17 protein-coding genes are annotated in these 15,600 nt (G+C 72.2%); 4 read left to right on the top strand and 13 right to left on the bottom strand.

Features of this window, described 5'->3' with window-relative positions:
* Window positions 1–18: 18 nt before the first annotated feature.
* Complete coding sequence (locus ADY59_RS21275; protein ID WP_049564735.1) at window positions 19–960, bottom strand: AraC family transcriptional regulator; 942 nt, start codon at window positions 958–960, stop codon at window positions 19–21.
* Window positions 961–1,066: 106 nt separating this feature from the next.
* On the opposite strand from ADY59_RS21275, the gene ADY59_RS21270 reads away from it, so the two are divergent.
* A complete protein-coding gene (locus tag ADY59_RS21270) occupies window positions 1,067–1,966 on the top strand; it encodes an NADP-dependent oxidoreductase (RefSeq protein WP_231618819.1) in 900 nt (299 codons plus the stop codon).
* A complete protein-coding gene (locus tag ADY59_RS21265; protein WP_049564730.1) occupies window positions 1,966–2,523 on the top strand; it encodes an NADPH-dependent FMN reductase in 558 nt (185 codons plus the stop codon). Before ADY59_RS21270 ends, ADY59_RS21265 begins: the two co-directional genes overlap by 1 nt.
* Here the strand turns inward: ADY59_RS21265 and ADY59_RS21260 are convergent.
* The 3 genes from ADY59_RS21260 to ADY59_RS21250 are packed head-to-tail and all read right to left on the bottom strand — an operon-like array spanning window position 2,513 to window position 6,304.
* Window positions 2,513–4,474: an acetoacetate--CoA ligase gene (locus ADY59_RS21260; protein WP_049564728.1), complete on the bottom strand. Its 1,962-nt coding sequence runs from the start codon at window positions 4,472–4,474 to the stop codon at window positions 2,513–2,515. The genes ADY59_RS21265 and ADY59_RS21260 overlap by 11 nt on opposite strands.
* A 58-nt stretch (window positions 4,475–4,532) precedes the next feature.
* The gene (locus tag ADY59_RS21255) at window positions 4,533–5,390 is read right to left on the bottom strand and encodes a serine hydrolase (protein WP_049564726.1); all 858 of its coding nucleotides are present in this window, start codon (window positions 5,388–5,390) and stop codon (window positions 4,533–4,535) included.
* A complete protein-coding gene (locus tag ADY59_RS21250; RefSeq protein WP_049564724.1) occupies window positions 5,387–6,304 on the bottom strand; it encodes a LysR family transcriptional regulator in 918 nt (305 codons plus the stop codon). The genes ADY59_RS21255 and ADY59_RS21250 overlap by 4 nt, the downstream gene beginning before the upstream one ends.
* 108 nt (window positions 6,305–6,412) lie before the next feature.
* On the opposite strand from ADY59_RS21250, the gene ADY59_RS21245 reads away from it, so the two are divergent.
* Window positions 6,413–7,996, top strand: coding sequence for a penicillin-binding transpeptidase domain-containing protein (locus tag ADY59_RS21245; RefSeq protein ID WP_063780725.1), 1,584 nt, complete (start codon window positions 6,413–6,415; stop codon window positions 7,994–7,996).
* 27 nt (window positions 7,997–8,023) lie between these two features.
* Here ADY59_RS21245 and ADY59_RS21240 read toward each other — a convergent pair whose 3' ends face one another.
* From ADY59_RS21240 to ADY59_RS21225, 4 genes are all read right to left on the bottom strand, one after another.
* Window positions 8,024–8,743, bottom strand: a complete 720-nt coding sequence (locus tag ADY59_RS21240) for an HAD family hydrolase (RefSeq protein WP_082310280.1) — start codon at window positions 8,741–8,743, stop codon at window positions 8,024–8,026.
* Between the two features lie 72 nt (window positions 8,744–8,815).
* Window positions 8,816–9,442 (bottom strand): HAD family hydrolase, encoded by a 627-nt coding sequence (locus tag ADY59_RS21235; protein ID WP_049564790.1) that lies wholly within the window; start codon window positions 9,440–9,442, stop codon window positions 8,816–8,818.
* Window positions 9,443–9,452: 10 nt separating this feature from the next.
* On the bottom strand, window positions 9,453–9,962 hold the full coding sequence (locus ADY59_RS21230; protein ID WP_049564720.1) for a DUF6912 family protein: 510 nt from the start codon (window positions 9,960–9,962) through the stop codon (window positions 9,453–9,455).
* A 31-nt stretch (window positions 9,963–9,993) separates the two neighbouring features.
* Window positions 9,994–10,638: an HAD family hydrolase gene (locus ADY59_RS21225; RefSeq protein WP_049564717.1), complete on the bottom strand. Its 645-nt coding sequence runs from the start codon at window positions 10,636–10,638 to the stop codon at window positions 9,994–9,996.
* Window positions 10,639–10,778: 140 nt separating this feature from the next.
* On the opposite strand from ADY59_RS21225, the gene atpB reads away from it, so the two are divergent.
* Entirely contained in the window at window positions 10,779–11,573 is a 795-nt protein-coding gene (atpB, locus tag ADY59_RS21220; RefSeq protein ID WP_063780724.1) for a F0F1 ATP synthase subunit A, read from the top strand.
* Here atpB and nagZ read toward each other — a convergent pair.
* From nagZ to ADY59_RS21195, 5 genes are read right to left on the bottom strand one after another with little or no spacing between them, the layout of a single operon-like run.
* Window positions 11,570–12,859 carry a beta-N-acetylhexosaminidase gene (gene nagZ, locus ADY59_RS21215; protein ID WP_053175002.1) on the bottom strand — a complete coding sequence of 430 codons (1,290 nt, stop codon included), beginning with the start codon at window positions 12,857–12,859 and terminating at the stop codon, window positions 11,570–11,572. The genes atpB and nagZ overlap by 4 nt on opposite strands.
* A 55-nt stretch (window positions 12,860–12,914) precedes the next feature.
* A complete protein-coding gene (gene ptsP, locus ADY59_RS21210; RefSeq protein ID WP_049564713.1) occupies window positions 12,915–14,594 on the bottom strand; it encodes a phosphoenolpyruvate--protein phosphotransferase in 1,680 nt (559 codons plus the stop codon).
* A complete protein-coding gene (locus ADY59_RS21205; protein ID WP_049564712.1) occupies window positions 14,591–14,851 on the bottom strand; it encodes an HPr family phosphocarrier protein in 261 nt (86 codons plus the stop codon). Before ADY59_RS21205 ends, ptsP begins: the two co-directional genes overlap by 4 nt.
* A 20-nt stretch (window positions 14,852–14,871) precedes the next feature.
* Complete coding sequence (locus ADY59_RS21200) at window positions 14,872–15,318, bottom strand: PTS sugar transporter subunit IIA (RefSeq protein WP_049564710.1); 447 nt, start codon at window positions 15,316–15,318, stop codon at window positions 14,872–14,874.
* Window positions 15,319–15,330: 12 nt separating this feature from the next.
* Window positions 15,331–15,567, bottom strand: a complete 237-nt coding sequence (locus ADY59_RS21195) for a glucose PTS transporter subunit EIIB (protein WP_049564709.1) — start codon at window positions 15,565–15,567, stop codon at window positions 15,331–15,333.
* Window positions 15,568–15,600: the final 33 nt, after the last annotated feature.

Below are 15,600 nucleotides of genomic sequence, written 5' to 3'. Positions count from 1 at the left end.
ACAACCGAATAACACCCATTATCGGGAATTCGGGAGTGGGCAACTCTCCCGGCGGTATTTACCCGGCGCCACTCCGTGCTCCCGCTTGAACGCGTTGGCGAAGGCGAATTCGGAGCCGTACCCGACGCGGGTGGCCACCTCGTTCAGCGAGGCGTCGGACGAGCGCAGCAGCCGGGCGGCGGTGGAGAGCCGCCACCAGGTGAGGTAGGCCAGCGGCGGCTGCCCGACCAGCGTGGAGAAGCGGCGCGAGAAGGCGGCCCGCGACAGCCCGGCCCGGGCGGCCAGCGACTGGACGGTCCAGGGGTGGGCGGGGTCGCGGTGGACGGCGTCGAGGGCGGCGCCGACGCCGGGGTCGGCGAGCGCGGCCGACCAGCCGTGGGTCTCGCAGCGATGCGGGTCGGCCTCGATGTGCGCGCGCAGGATGTAGAGGAGCAGCATGTCGAGCAGGGACGCCACGACCGTGTCGGCGCCCAGCCGGGGGTTGGCCACCTCGCTGGCCAGCAGGTCGACGGCGGCGCGGAGCTCGGGGCGGTGGCCCAGCCGGGCGGGCAGGTAGATCAGGCCGGGCAGGTTGCGCAGGATCGGGTGGGAGCGGGCCCCGTCGAGCCGGTAGCCGCCGCAGAGCGTCACCGTGACCGCCCCGGGCCCGCCGATCGAGGCGGAGGCGTAGAGCTGGCCCTCGTCACCGGGGTCGCAGGCGATGGAGGTGATGGGCGTGTCGGGCGAGTCGGCCAGGGCGTAGCCGTCGCCGCGCGGGAAGAAGACCACGTCGCCGACGCTCAGCGCGAGCGGCTCGCCCTCGTCGGGGATCAGCCAGCACGTGCCCTGAAGGATCACGTGGAACCCGGCGGAGCCAGGCCCGGAGGCGAAGCGCTGCCCCCACGGCGCGTGCCAGGCGATCCGCGTCGAGTTGGGCAGCCCGACCCGCATGCCGGCGATCACATCACTGAGCACGTCCATGGGGCGAGTCTACCCCTGGAGACGATCGCGTATAAAAGGCAGCCAATGGCGCATTGGATGTCGCACGGCGGTCTCCTACGGTTGCATCAACCGAAAGGAGCTCCACGTGAGCCGAACCATGCGGGCCGCCCGCGTGCACGCCTACGGCGGCGCGGACGTCATCCGCTACGACGAGATCCCGGTGCCGTCGCCCGGCCCCGGCGAGGTGCTCGTCCGGGCAGCCGCGACCTCGTTCAACCCGTCGGAGGTGGGCCTGCGGGCCGGCTACCTGCACGACAAGCTGGACATCTCGCTGCCGCACACGCTGGGCTGGGACGTGGCGGGCACGGTCGCCGCGCTCGGCGCCGGCGTCACCGCCCTGGAGGTGGGCGACGCCGTCATCGGGCTGATCCCGGGCGCGGCCGCCGAGTACGTGCTCGCTCCCGCGAACCTGCTGACCGGGGCGCCGCGGTCGATCCCCCTGGCGCACGCCGCGGCGATCCCGGTGGCCGGGCTGACGGCCTGGCAGGCGGTCTTCGAGCAGGCCCGGATCGAACGCGGCCGGCGGGTGCTGGTCAACGGCGCGGGCGGCGGCGTCGGCCTGTTCGCCGTGCAGCTCGCCAAGCGCGCGGGCGCGACCGTGGTCGCCACGGCGAGCCCGCGCAGCGCCGAGGCGGTCCGGCGGCTGGGCGCCGACGAGGTGGTCGACTACACGACCACGCCGCTGCCCGGCGGCATGGACGTGGTGCTCAACCTGGCCGCCGTGCCGCCCGGGGCGGCCGCGGCGCTGGCGCCCCTGGGCCGGACGGTCATCACGATCGCGACCCCGATCGACGCGCCGAACGCGCGGCACTTCGTCGGCCGCGCCGACCCGGGTCAGCTCACCGAGATCGCCGGGCTGATCGACAAGGGCGAGCTCGTCGTCGAGATCGCCGAGACCCATCCCCTGACCGGACTCACGGACCTGCACCGCAGGGCCGAGGCCGGTCAGACCCGTGGCAAGATCCTCATCACCTTGGAGAACTGATGATCGACATTGGCATCGTGATCGGCAGCACCCGTCCCGGACGCAACGGCGAGAACGTCGCCCGCTGGGTGCACGACCTGGGCGCCAAGCGTGACGACGCCCGTTTCGAGCTCATCGACCTGCAGGAGCACGCGCTGCCGCACCTGGACGAGCCGCTGGCCGCCGCGTCGGGCAGCTACGACCACCCGCACACCCGGGAGTGGTCGGAGCGGATCGCCCGGTTCGACGGCTTCGTCTTCGTGACGCCTGAATACAACCGTTCGACCAGCGGCGTGCTGAAGAACGCCATCGACTTCCTCTACGCCGAGTGGGCCGACAAGGCGGCCGCGTTCGTCAGCTACGGCGTCGACGGCGGTGTGCGGGCCGCCGAGCACCTGCGGCAGGTGCTCGGCCAGCTCCGGGTCGCCACGGTCCAGGCCGGGGTGGCGCTCTCGCTGCACAACGACTTCGAGAACTTCGCCGACTTCAGGCCGGCGGCCCACCAGGAGGACAGGGTCACCGCCATGCTCGACCAGCTCGTCTCCTGGAGCCGGGCGCTGCGCCCGCTCAGGGTCTGAAATAGCGCAGCACGTCGGGATTGGCCATCGCGTCCGGGTTGGCGGCCTCCTCGACCGGGGTGCCGAGCAGGATCTTGCGCACCGGGACCTCCAGCTTCTTGCCCGACAGGGTTCGGGGGATGCCGGGCACCGCGTGGATCTCGTCGGGGACGTGCCGGGGCGACAGCTCCCGGCGCAGGGTCCCGCGAAGCTCCTGCTCCAGGGCGGGAGTCAGCTCGGCCCCCTCGGCGAGGGTCACGTACAGGAGCAGCCGTCCTTCGCGCCCGAGCCGGCCGGTGTCGATGACGAGGCTGTCGGCGATCTGGCCGAACCGCTCGACGACCCGGTAGAACTCGCTGGTGCCCATCCGGACGCCGCCCCGGTTGAGCGTGGAGTCGGAGCGGCCGTAGATGACGCAGCTCCCGTCGCGTTCGAGCTTGATCCAGTCGCCGTGCCGCCACACGCCGGGGTAGACGTCGAAGTAGCTGTCGCGGTAGCGCTCGCCGGACGGGTCGTTCCAGAACATCACCGGCATCGACGGCATCGGCGCGGTCAGCACCAGCTCCCCCACCTCGCCGAAGACCGGCTTGCCGGTGGGATCGAACGACTCCACCCGGGCCCCCAGCGACCGGCACGGGATGACACCCGCCCTGATCGGGTGCAGCACGGTGGCGCCGACGAACCCGGTGCACACGTCGGTGCCGCCGGAGAACGACCCGAGCGGCACCCCCGGCAGCTTCTCCGCCACCCAGGCGAACCCCTCGGGCGGCAGCGGCGACCCGGTCGAGCCGATGCCGCGCAACCGCTCCAGCCCGTCGGGCGTGAGCCCGGCCTTCAGCGACGCCATGATGTACGGCGCGCCCACGCCGAAGTAGGTCACCCCTTCCGAGGCGGCGATGCGCCACAGCGCGGCGGGCGAGGGATGCGTGGCCGCGCCGTCGTAGAGCACCGGCGTGGCACCCACCAGCAGGGCGCCGATGAGGTAGTTCCACATCATCCAGCCCGTGGTGGTGTACCAGAAGAACACATCCCCCTCACCGAGGTCCTGGTGGAAGGAGAGCGACTTCAGGTGCTCCAGCACGACGCCGCCGTGCCCGTGCACGATCGGCTTGGGCAGCCCGGTGGTGCCGCTGGAGTAGAGGATCCACAGCGGATGCCCGAACGGCACCCGCTCGAACTCCAGCGGCGCGCTCTCCGCGCGCAGCCCCTCCCAGCCGATCACCTCGCCGCGCGGCAGCTCCCGGTCGTGGCCGGGCGCCGGCTCGGCCCGCTGCGGCGCGCGCCCCTCCTCGGCGGCGCTCAGGTACGGGATCCACACGGTGGCGCGCAGGCCGGGCAGCGCGGCGGCGATCTCGTTGACGGCGGCCGAGCGGTCGTAGCTCTTGCCGTTGTAGTGGTAGCCGTCGACCGCGATGAGCACCTTGGGCTCGATCTGCTTGAACCGGTCGACGACGCTGGGCACCCCGAAGTCCGGCGACCCGGCCGACCAGATCGCCCCCAGCGAGGCGGTGGCCAGGAACGCGATCAGCGCCTGCGGGATGTTGGGCAGGTAACCGGCCACCCGGTCGCCGCGCCCCACCCCGAGCCGCACCAGCCCGGCGCGCACCCGCGCCACCTCGTCACGCAGCTCGGCGTAGCCGATCTCCTGCCGGGCGCCGTCCTCGGAGACGAACACCACGGCCACGCCCTCGGTGCGGCGCAGCGCGTTCTCGGCGTAGTTGAGGGTGCTGCCGGTGAACCATTCGGCGCCGGGCATCGTTCCGGAGATGACGGGCCCGTCACCACGCTCACCGATCACCTCGAAGTAGTCCCAGATCGACGTCCAGAACTCGGCCGGCCGCTCGACCGACCACCGCCACACGTCCTCGTAGGGCTCCCCGGCACGCCCTGCCGACTCCAGGTAGCGCGTCAGCCGGGCGCGGGCGGCGGTCTCTTCGGTGGGTTCCCAGAGAAGTGCACCTTCAGCAACCATGTGCCCCATCCTGTCGGCCGCTCAGCGGAAAGTCATACCCGACCTCCCACATAACTTGCTATCTCCTCAGGTGGTCCACCGCCATACGCGCGGCCGTGCCGATCACCGCGTCGGCGCGCGGCTGGTTGAGCGCCGTGGAGAACGAGCGGGTGCACACCGCCACCGCGTAGCGCCCGCCGTCGGGATACTCCACCACGCCCGCCTCGCCGCGCAGCGTCGGCAGCGTGCCGGTCTTGCCGCTGACCGCCACGTCGTCGTACGGGAACCCGGAGGCCAGCCGGTGCGGCCACACCTGCAGGTTGAGCACGCCGCGCATCCACGCGCAGGAGCTCGGCGAGGCGGCCTCGTCCCGCCAGATCAGCCCGAACAGCCGGGCCAGCTCGCGCGCGGTGCTGTGGTTGGTGCGCGGCGGGTCGAGCACCCGCAGCCGGGCCAGGTCCTCGGGTTCGAGGAACGGCCAGGCGTGCCCGGCGTCGTCGGCCATGCTGGAGTTGGTCTCCCCGGCGCTCTGCAGCACCCGGGTGCCCGTCAGGCCGAACCCGTCGAGCATGGCGTTGACCGCCTCCATGCCGACCCTGGCCAGCAGCACGTCGGCCGCGGTGTTGTCGCTCACCGCGATCATCAGGTAGGCCAGGTCGCGCAGCGAGATCGTGACGTCGTCCAGCATCGCCGACAGCCCGGTCGGCCCGCCGACGCGATCGGCGCCCGTGACGGTCACGCGGCTCGCCGGATCGAGCAGCCCGGCGTCCGCCTGCCGGCAGAACTCCACCATCAGCGGCACCTTGAACATCGACGCGGTCGGCACCGGTTCGTCGGCCCCGTGCCCGATCTCGCGGCCGGTGTCGATGTCGGCGGCGAGCAGCCAGCCGCGCACGCCCGCCGCGCGGAACAGCGCCTCCAGGTCCGGGCCGCTCATGCCAGCATCCCCGGCCTGCGGCTGACCCGCCGCACGGGTGTCGCGTCCTCGTCGGTCATCCCCGCGCGCTCCTTCAAGGTCCGTTCGGCCACGGCGGAGAAGTCGGTCACCGCTGCCGTGGCCGCCCGCCAGGCGGTGGAGACCCGGTAGGCGATGGGCGAGCCTAGCAGCGGCCGCCAGGCCAGCCCCGCCACGTCCGCCCTCGGCCCGAACGCGACGGCGGCCCCGGCCATCACCAGGCCCAGCCCGGCGCCCTGGTGCACCTGCGCGGGCACGTACCCGTGGCGGCGGCACTCGGCCAGCAGCTCGGCGTGCAGGCCCGGCTCGCCCTCCCTGGGCGGCATCAGCAGCTCCCGTCCGGCCAGGTCGGCCAGATGCACCTCACCGGCCCCGGTCAGCGGGTCGCCCGCCGCGAGCAGCACCCCCTGCGACTGCACCAGCGTCCGGCCGAAGTGCAGGCCGGGGGCGGTGACCGGATGCCGCACCACGCCCACGTCGATCACGCCTTCGGCCAGCGCGCCCACCTGGTCGGCGGTCCAGATCTCGGCGGGCGCGAGGCGTATCTCGGGATTGCTCTCGCGAAAGCCCTCGACCAGGGCGGCGAGGACGGCGGCGGCCAGGTCGGGCGGGACGCCGACCTTGAGCACGGCGGCCTCGCCGTGCCGCACCACCTCGTGCAGCCGGTCGGCCCTGGCGACGATCTCCCGGGCCTCGCCGAGCAGCAGCCTGCCCGCCTCGGTGAGCCTGACCTGCCGGGCCGAGCGGTCGAACAGCCGCACGCCGAGCTCCTCCTCCAGGCGCTTGATCCGCTGGCTGAGCGGGGGCTGGGCCATGCCGAGCCGGATCGCGGCGTTGCCGAAGTGCAGCTCCTCCGCGACCACGGTGAAGTAACGCAGATGCCGGACCAGGTCCATGACCAGTCATTATAGCCAAACCCGTATCACCGGATCGCCTATATCAGTATTGGACAGTTCCGCCGGGGCTCTGCTGTCCTCTGACGCATGGCATCACAAACGGGGGCAATGTACGCACATCTCCAACCGGAGAAACCGCGCAGGCGCAGGCGGCGATGGCCGTGGGTCGCCGGGGTGCTCGTGCCCGTCGTCGCGGCGGCCGGGACCATGTGGGTGCTGCGCACGACGGGATCGCCCGAACAGGTCGCGGACGCGTACCTGTCGGCCTGGTCCGCGCAGGACTACCGGGCCATGCGCGAACTGGTCGCCGACCCGCCCGCCGACTTCGAGCGGCGGCACCGGGAGTTCCGCACCGCGCTGAAGGCCGAACAGGTGTCCTTCCAGCGGATCAAGCCCAACGGCATCTTCGCCTCCGACGGCGAGGACACCGGCCGGGTGAGCTTCCGCGCCGCGCTCACCGGCGCCTTCGACTGGAGATACAGCGGGGACCTGAAGTTCGTCGAGCGGGACGGCACCTGGAAGATCGACTGGAGCCCGGCCGCCCTGCACCCCGACGTGACCGAGGACCGCACGCTGCGGCTGGTCACCGAGCGGGTCAAGGGGCTGGCGGTGCTGGCCGCCGACGGCAGCCGCATCGACACCCCGGACGCGCCCGGCTCGGTGCAACAGCTCGTCGCCGGGCTGGCGCAGACCTACCCCGACCGGTTCGCCGAGCGCGACAGCGACCGGATCGAGCTGGTCGAGGACGGCAAGGTCGTCAAGAACGTCGTCGAACCGCCGCAGTGGACACCGCTCAGGACCACCGTCGACCTCAAGGTGCACCAGGCCGGGGCCGACGCCCTGGAGGACGTGGACAAGCCCGCCTCGCTGGTGGCCGTGCGCCCCTCGACCGGCGAGATCCTGGCCGCGGTCAACAAGCCGGGCGGGTTCAACCGGGCGCTGCTCGGCAAGTACCCGCCGGGCTCGACGTTCAAGGTCGTCACCGCCTCCGCGCTGGTCGCCGACGGGGTGCGGCCGGGCGAGAGCGTGCGCTGCCCGGCCGAGCAGAACATCGGCGGCTTCCCCTTCCACAACGCCGGCTTCAAGGACTACGGCACGCTGGCCTTCCGGGACGCGTTCGCGCACTCGTGCAACACCACGTTCGGCGCGATGGTGGTGGACGACCTGGGCGGCGACCGGCTCGCCGAGGTGGCCGCCAGCTTCGGCTTCGGTGCCAAGATCATGCCGGGCGTCCCGGCGGTGAAGGCCGACTTCCCCTCCCCCAAGGACGCCACCGACCTGGCCTCCGCCTCCATCGGGCAGGGCCGGGTGCTGGCGAGCCCGCTCAACATGGCCTCGGTCGCCGCCGCCATCGCCGACGGCGCCTGGCGACCGCCGAGGCTGGTTCCCGAGGACCTCGCGCCCGGCCACACGCTGCGGCCCCGCAAGCTGGACGACGACGTGGTGAGCGCCCTGCGCACGCTCATGCCCGCCGTCGTGACCGACGGCACCGCGCACGCCGTACGCTTCCCCGGCGGGACGGCGGGCAAGACCGGGACGGCCGAGTACGGGTCGGGCGAGGAGCCGCCCGCGCACTCGTGGTTCATCGGCTATCGGGGTGACCTGGCGTTCGCGGTCATCGTGGAGGGCGGCGGCGCGGGCTCGGCGGTCGCGGCCCCGATCGCGGCCCGCTTCCTCGGCGAGCTGTCGTGACCAGCGGCTCACGGCGGGCCGGGATGGTCAGCCCGCCTTGCGGTCGGCCGGGGTCGTGAGGGCGGCGACGGCGGAGACCACCTCGGCGGCGTCGGACAGGTCGGGCAGCACGAGGTCGGCCCCGGCCGCGCGCAGCTCGGCGGCCGTCGACCGGCCCGACGCCACCGCGATCATCGCGGCCCCGCCGATCCTGGCCGTCTGCACGTCACGGGCCGAGTCGCCGATCAGCACCGTGTTGGCCGGCGTGAACGGGACGCCCAGGCGCTGCTTGGCCCGGCCCTGGGCGACCTGGAGCAGCGACGCCTTGGGGTAGACCTCCTCGCCGTAGCCGCCGAGCTCGAAGTCGACGTACTTGTCCAGCCCGAACGCCTTGAGCTTGTGCACCGCGTTGCTCTTGATCGTGCCGGTGAGCACCGTCTGGGTCACGCCGTCGAGCCGGGCCACGGACCGGAGCGCGTCCTTGGCGCCGGGCATCATCCGGCCCTCCTTGGGCAGCCTCTTGCGCCGGTCGGCGAAGGCCAGGGCCAGCGCCGCCAGGAAGCGGGGCAGATGGTCGTCCTCGGCGACGATCCCGTTGACGGCGAGCGTCTCGAAGACGATCTCGGAGTCGGGCCGGCCCATCGGCGGCACCAGCTTGACCAGCGGGCGCCCGGTCACCGCGCGGAACGCCTCGGCGTAGGCGTCCCTCGTCACGATCGCGACGTCGACCAGCGTCAGGTCGATGTTCCAGAGAACTAGGCGGTTGATGGCGGCCTCCTGACTGCGAACCGCCCCCAGAGTACGGCCACGACGCCCGTCCGGGCCTGCGGACCGGTCGAATCAGGCATGGTCCATGGCTTCGGCGAGCGTGTCGACGACCGGGAAGCCGGTCGCCTCCAGCTCGGCCCTGGTCGACATGCCGCCGGTGTAGAGCACCGCCCGCGCGCCGACGTGCCTGGCGGCCAGGCCGTCGTCCACGCTGTCGCCGATCACCAGCACCTGGCGCGCCTCGACCCCGGCGGAGCGGATGTGCGCGGCCATGTGCGCCGCCTTCTCGCCGCCGAGCAGCCCGGTCAGGCCGTCGATCCGGGTGAAGTGCCGGCTGATGCCGAAGGAGTCGACCTTCGGGACCAGGTGATGGTGCGGGGCCATCGAGCACAGCGACTGCGTGCCCGTCCAGCCCTGCAGGAGCAGCTCGGCGCCCTCGGCCAGCCCGCACTCCCCGGCCAGCCCGAAGTAGTGGTCGTGGAAGCCGCTGTCGAGCCGCTCCCACTCGCCCTCCGTCAGCGGGCGGCCGAGCATCCGCTCGTAGAACACCCAGATGGGCCGGGTGTAGAAGGCGCGGAACCCGTCGGCCGTCAGCGGCGGCAGTTCGTAGGGCCGGAAGACCTCGTTCGTGGCTCCGACGACGGCGTCGATGTCGTGGAAGAGCGTGCCGTTCCAGTCCCAGACAATGTGCTTTGTCATCATGTGCAGCTTAACCGGCAAGCAGATCCGGGATTTCCTGGGTGGCGTACCACATGAGCTCGTGCGCCTCGGCCCCGTCGACGGTGAAGCGGGCATCGTCGTCGCCCTTGTCGGCCTCGGGCAGCGCGGCGATCGCCGCCTCGATGTCGGCCACCGCGTAGAGGTCGTCGATGTGCACCGCTGCGACCTTGGCCAGCGGGATCGGCGCGGTGAGCCGGACGCGGGCCTTCTCCCGGAGGTCCGCGCCGCCGTGCGGCACGGGCTCGGCCACCTCCGCCGCGACGACCACCCGGCGGGCCGGGACGGCGACCCCGTCGGCCTGGTCGGCGGCCAGCATGCGCAGCGAGGCCCGGGCCGCCTCGGTGAGCGCCACGTACTCCAGTTCCTCGGTGTCACCCGAGGCGTACCACTCGGTCAGCGCGGGGGTCACCGCGTAGCCGGTCAGCGGGACCGGGCCCAGCTCCCCGGCCTCGGCGGCCCTGGCCAGCGCGGGCAGGGTGCACGGCAGATAGACGCGCATCACGAACCTTTCACAGCGTGCGAGGGTCCCATCATGCCCGCCGCAGCGGCAGCCGGAGGAGAGACTCGAGTTCCCGGATGGTCGTGTCCGCGTCGCGGTGGTGGATCCCGGTGATGCCCAGGGTGCGCGCGGCCACGATGTTGGCCTCGATGTCGTCGATGAACACGCACGACTCCCCCGGCAGGCCGATCGCGTCGAGCGCGTGCCGGAAGATGCCCGGCTCGGGCTTGCGCATGCCGACCTCGCCGGAGATCACGATCGCGTCGAAGACCTCGTCCCAGCCGTCGCGCGGATAGGTGTTGGACCACGAGTTGGACAGCAGGCAGGTCTTCAGCCCGGCCTTCCTGACCTCGCTCAGCATGTCGTACATGGCCTCGACCCGTTCGAAGCCGGCGAACATGCGGTCCAGCAGGCCCTCGGCCTCCAGCGGCGTGCCGTCGAGCGTCAGCAGCCGGGACGCCAGGTCGCGCTCGAACGCGGACCCGTCGAGCTCGCCGCGTTCGAGGGCGTGGATGACGTTCGCCTCCTGGCCGTCGTAGGCGGCCTCGACGAGCTCACGCATGATCTGGCGATAGTGGTCACCGTCGATGCGGTCGGCCGCGATCCATTTGGCGATGGAGTCGGACAGGCTGGTCGTGAGCACCCCACCCCAGTCGATCAGCACACCTGTGACCACATCCGCCTCCTCGTGACAGTCCGGCACTCAAGCGTAGAGCCTCGCACAAGGCATTTCGCCGGATATAAACCCCAGTTAAGGATCACCGAATCACCTGTTTATGGTGATGGTCCTGTCCGATCCCCCAGAAGGGACCGCCGTTGCCGACGACGATCCTGATCACCTCTCCTGACCAGTTCAGAGCCCCCGGCCTGGAGCTGTTCGACCTCCCGCCGATCTTCGCCGGCGGCCCGGCCTGGTTCACCAAACCCGTCCTGGTCGCCCTGCTCTGCTCGGTCCTCGTCATCGCCCTGTCCTGGGCCGCCTACGCCAGGCCGAAACTCGTGCCACGCGGCTGGCAGAGCTATGGCGAGTACGTCTACGTGTTCGTCCGCGACCAGGTGGCCCGGCCCAACCTGGGCAAGGACACCGACCGGTGGATGGGCTTCCTGCTCAGCGTGTTCCTGACCGTGATGGCCTGGAACCTCATGGGCGTCATCCCGCTCGTCCAGTTCCCCGTCGCCGGGCACATCGCCTTCCCGCTGGGACTGGCGCTGATCGTGTACGGCATCAAGGTCTACCTCGGGATCCGGCACCACGGCGTGCTCGGCTACCTGAAGGGGATCGTGATCCTGCCGGGGCTGCCGGGCTGGGCCTACGGGCTCTACGCGCCGCTCATCCTCGCCGAGGTGTTCGTCACCTCGCTGTTCACCCACTTCATCCGGCTGTTCGCGAACATGTTCGCCGGCCACATCCTGCTGGCGTTCTTCAGCGCCGTCGGGTTCTGGTTCCTGTTCGAGAGACTCACGCCGCTCGGCGCGGGGCTCGGCGTGCTCGGCGTGGTGATGACGATCCTGCTGACCGCGTTCGAGATGTTCATCCAGTTCCTGCAGGCGTATCTGTTCGCCATGCTCGCCGCCATGTACGTGGCCAGCGGGCTGCACGGGGAGCACTAACCCATGGCGCGGGCGGCCAGCTTGCGGTGCTCCGGCGAGCGCAGCACCTGGGCCGCCCGCTTCGCGGACGCCACCGGCGCCTCCTGAAGCAGGCCGCGGGCCTGCTTCAGCTTGAGCAGCCGGGTGACCGACTGGTCCAGCCGCTGCTCGGAGATCCGCCCCTGCTTGACCGCCGACACCACGGCGCCGTAGGCCTTCCGCAGGTCGTACGGCATCAGCAGCAGGTCGGCGCCGGCCAGAACGGCGCGGACGGCCACCTCGCCGTCGCCGTACTTCTTGCGGACGCCGTCCATGTTGAGCGCGTCGGTCGAGATGACGCCCTTGAAGCCGAGCTCCTTCCTGAGCAGCCCGGTCAGGATCGGCTTGGACAGCGTCGCCGGATCGCCCGACGGGTCGAGCTTGGGGAAGACGATGTGCGCGCTCATCACCGCGTCGACGCCGGCCGCGATGGCGGCCTTGAACGGCGGCGCGTCCAGGCGCTCCCACTGGGCGCGGGTATGCTTGATCACCGGCAGGCCGGAGTGGCTGTCGATCCGGGTGTCGCCGTGGCCGGGGAAGTGCTTGGCGGTCGCGGCCACCTTCGCGTCGCCGAAGCCCTTGACGGCGGCGGTGACCATCTTGGCCACCTTCGCCGGGTCGTCGCCGAAGGCCCGCTGACCGATGACCGGGTTCTTCGGGTCGATGTTCACGTCCGCGACGGGGGCGAAGTCGAGGTTGACGCCGAGGGCGCGCAACTCCTCGCCGGTGGCCCTGGCCACGGCCCGCGACAGGCCCGTGTCACCGGTCGCGCCGATCTGCGCGGCGCCGGGGAAGCGGGTCATCAGCGTGGACATCCGCGACACCAGGCCGTTCTCCTGGTCGGTGCCGACGAGCAGCGGCACTCCGGCGGCCTTCTGCATGCCGTTGGTCAGGTCGACGACCTGCGCCGTGCTCTTGACGTTGGCGGGGAACAGGATGACGCCGCCCAGATGGTATTCGCGGATCACCTTGGCGGGCGTCTGGGCGCCGTAGCGGGCCTGGTTCTCGCCGGAGACGGTGTCGGCGGCGGTGCCGTACAGGACGGGCATGAACAGCTGGCCGACCTTCTCCTCGGTGCTCAGCCCCGCCAGGACCCGCTTGACCGGGTCGGCGGCGGGCGCCTGCGTCGGGGCTGCGGGCTCGCCGCTGCTCGCGGGCGGTTTGGCGGGCGGCTGCGCCGGCGACGCCGCGGTCGCCGGTCCGCCGCCGCCGCCGCACGCCGCCAGGGCGATCGTCAGAACGCTTGCCGCACCGATCCGTCCAACCATGCACCCCACCGTATCCATGCGGCGACGTGCCCGTGCCCGGCGACGGCCAAATCTTCTACAACCCCAGCGCCTCCAGCTCCGGCAGGTGCGCGCGGGCCGCCGCGCGGGCGTCGGCCGCCGTCGTCGCCGCCCTGGCCGACTCCGCCGCCGCCCGGCACTGCTCCAGCGTGTGGTACGCCAGCGCGGCCCGTACGGCGGGAAGCGCGGCGGGCCCCATCGACAGCGACGCCGCGCCGAGCCCCGCGAGCACGCAGGCCAGCCCCGGGTCGGCCGCCGCCTCGCCGCAGACGCCGCCAGGCTTGCCCGCCCGTGCCGCGGCCGTCAGAATCCCGGCGAGCAGGTCGAGCAACGCCGGCTGCCACGGGTCGTGCAGCTCGCTCAGCGCGCCCAGCTCCCGGTCGGCGGCGAAGGCGTACTGGGCCAGGTCGTTGGTCCCGGCCGAGACGAAGTCCACCTCGGCCACCAGGTCACTCGCCCGCAGCGCCGCGGCCGGCACCTCGATCATGACGCCGGCCACCGGCAGGTCGGCCGCCCGGCACGCGGCGGCGAACCACCGGGCCTCCTCGGCCGTCGTCACCATCGGCGCCATCACCCGCAACTGCCCCGCGCTCCCGGCGCCCGCCGTGGCCAGCGCGTCGAGCTGCGCCTCCAGCACGTCCGGATGGGCCCGCAGCAGGCGCAGCCCGCGCTCGCCCAGCGCCGGGTTCGGCTCGCTGGATCCGGGCGGCAGGAACGCCAGCGGCTTGTCGGCGCCCGCGTCGAGCGTCCGCACCACCACCTGGCCGCCGGGGAACGCCTCCAGCGCCGCCCGGTAGGCCCGCTCCTGCTCCTCGGCGTCCGGAAGGTCCGGGCGGCCCAGGAAGAGGAATTCGGTCCGGTAGAGCCCCACGCCCTCGGCGCCGCAGGAGAGCGCCGCGTCGAGGTCGCCGGGGCCGCCGACGTTGGCCAGGAGGGGCACCGGGTGGCCGTCCTTGGTCCGCCCGGGCCCGGTGACCCGGTCGATGGCGGCCTGCCTGGCGGTGTCGACGCTCTCGGCCCGCGCCACGTCGGACTCCGTCGGCCGCGCCCGTACCTCTCCGGACGTCCCGTCGACCAGCACCTCGACGCCGGGCCGCAGGGTCGTCGCGCCGGCGCAGGCCACGACGGCGGGCACGCCCAGCGCCCTGGCCATGATCGCGGTGTGGCTGGTGGGCCCGCCCTCCTCGGTGACGAACGCGGCCACCGCCTGGCCGGAGAGCAGCGCCGTGTCGGCGGGCGCGAGGTCATGCGCGACCAGCACGTACGGCGCGGCGCCCGCGGGCGGCAGGCCCGGCAGCTCCTGGCCGGTGAGCTGGGCGATCACGCGGTCCCTGAGGTCGTCCAGGTCGGCCGCCCGCTCGCCGAGATAGCCGCCGACCCCGGCCAGCACCTGCCGATATTTCGTGAAAGCCTCGTGCACGGCCCTGGGGGCGGCCACGCCCCGGTCGATCAGCGACCTGATCTTCACGACCAGTCCGGGGTCCTCGGCCATCAGGGCCTGCGCCTTGAGGATCTCGCGGGCCTCGCCGCCCGCCCGGTCACCGCGCGCCTCCAGCTCACCCGCCACCTGGGCGAGCGCCAGGACCGCGCGCTCCTTCTCCTGATCCGCGTCTCCCGCGTGTGTGGCGCCCTCGGGGGGTTCGGGCACACGGGCGGTCAGGAGGTACGCGGGGCCGTGCCCGATGCCCGGGCTGACCCCCACCCCCCGCAGGTTCACGGCGTCGAGGCGATGCTGGCGAGCTGGTCGAGAACCTCCTCGGCACCCTCGCCCTCGGCCGTGATCACGATGGTCTCGCCCTGGCGGACGTCGAGCGCCATGATCTGCAGGATGCTCTTGCCGTTGACCCGCTGGCCGCCCGTGACCTTGGCGACGCTGATGTCCATCGGGGCCTTCATCGCCGTCTGCACGAACGTGGCCGCGGGCCGGGCATGCAGCCCCACCTCCGCCGCCACGGTCGCCTTGCGCTCGCCCATGAACCCTTCCTTCCCTCTTGCTACGTCCATCGAAAAAGCTCGTCGCCCGCGTGCACGGCACCCCGCGCCACGTCCGTCACCGCTCCGGCGACCGCGTCGAGGGCCACCACCGGGCAGACGGGCGAACGCCCGCCCGCCTCGATCGCGGCCGGATCCCAGGACACCACAGGCTGCCCGGCGCTCACCCTGTCGCCTTCGGCCGCCAGCAACTGGAATCCCTTTCCCTTGAGCTGCACCGTGTCGATGCCCAGATGCACCAGCACGCCTTTGCCGTCATCTCCCACGATGACGTAGGCATGCGGATGCAATTTCATGATTTTCCCAGCTATGGGGGCAACAGCCTTCCCCGGGCCCCGCAACGGGTCGATCGCCGTTCCCGGCCCCACCATGCCTGCCGAGAAGACCGGGTCCGGCACCGCCGCCAGACCCACAGCCGCCCCCTCGACCGGGGCGAGAACAGTCGTCATGGTCTCGCCCTCTTAGCCGATGATGTCCTCGATGTCGCTGGCGATGGTGTCGGCCTCCGGCCCCACGACGACCTGCACCACGTTGCCGGCGGCCATCACGCCGTGGACGCCGGCCGCCCGGAGCGCGGCCTGGTCCACCTTCGTGGCGTCGGCGACCTCCGTGCGCAGCCGGGTGATGCAGGGCTCGATCTCGATGATGTTGTCGGCACCGCCTAGACCGGCGATGATCGCGTTCACGTCCGCCGCCATCCGGTCCTCCTCGTCATGACTCTGCGACCAGGC

The organism is Nonomuraea sp. SBT364 (assembly GCF_001083785.1).
Taxonomy (GTDB): Bacteria; Actinomycetota; Actinomycetes; order Streptosporangiales; family Streptosporangiaceae; genus Nonomuraea.
Note: the sequence above shows the minus strand (reverse complement) of the source record. Positions and strands in the feature narration are given on the sequence as shown.

Coding starts and splice junctions, on each gene's coding strand:
- ADY59_RS21275 (WP_049564735.1), bottom strand. CDS start 960: ATGGACGTGCTCAGTGATGTGATCGCCGGCATGCGGGTCGGGCTGCCC.
- ADY59_RS21265 (WP_049564730.1), top strand. CDS start 1,966: ATGATCGACATTGGCATCGTGATCGGCAGCACCCGTCCCGGACGCAAC.
- ADY59_RS21260 (WP_049564728.1), bottom strand. CDS start 4,474: ATGGTTGCTGAAGGTGCACTTCTCTGGGAACCCACCGAAGAGACCGCC.
- ADY59_RS21255 (WP_049564726.1), bottom strand. CDS start 5,390: ATGAGCGGCCCGGACCTGGAGGCGCTGTTCCGCGCGGCGGGCGTGCGC.
- ADY59_RS21250 (WP_049564724.1), bottom strand. CDS start 6,304: ATGGACCTGGTCCGGCATCTGCGTTACTTCACCGTGGTCGCGGAGGAG.
- ADY59_RS21245 (WP_063780725.1), top strand. CDS start 6,413: ATGTACGCACATCTCCAACCGGAGAAACCGCGCAGGCGCAGGCGGCGA.
- ADY59_RS21235 (WP_049564790.1), bottom strand. CDS start 9,442: ATGACAAAGCACATTGTCTGGGACTGGAACGGCACGCTCTTCCACGAC.
- ADY59_RS21230 (WP_049564720.1), bottom strand. CDS start 9,962: ATGCGCGTCTATCTGCCGTGCACCCTGCCCGCGCTGGCCAGGGCCGCC.
- nagZ (WP_053175002.1), bottom strand. CDS start 12,859: ATGGTTGGACGGATCGGTGCGGCAAGCGTTCTGACGATCGCCCTGGCG.
- ADY59_RS21205 (WP_049564712.1), bottom strand. CDS start 14,851: ATGGGCGAGCGCAAGGCGACCGTGGCGGCGGAGGTGGGGCTGCATGCC.
- ADY59_RS21200 (WP_049564710.1), bottom strand. CDS start 15,318: ATGACGACTGTTCTCGCCCCGGTCGAGGGGGCGGCTGTGGGTCTGGCG.
- ADY59_RS21195 (WP_049564709.1), bottom strand. CDS start 15,567: ATGGCGGCGGACGTGAACGCGATCATCGCCGGTCTAGGCGGTGCCGAC.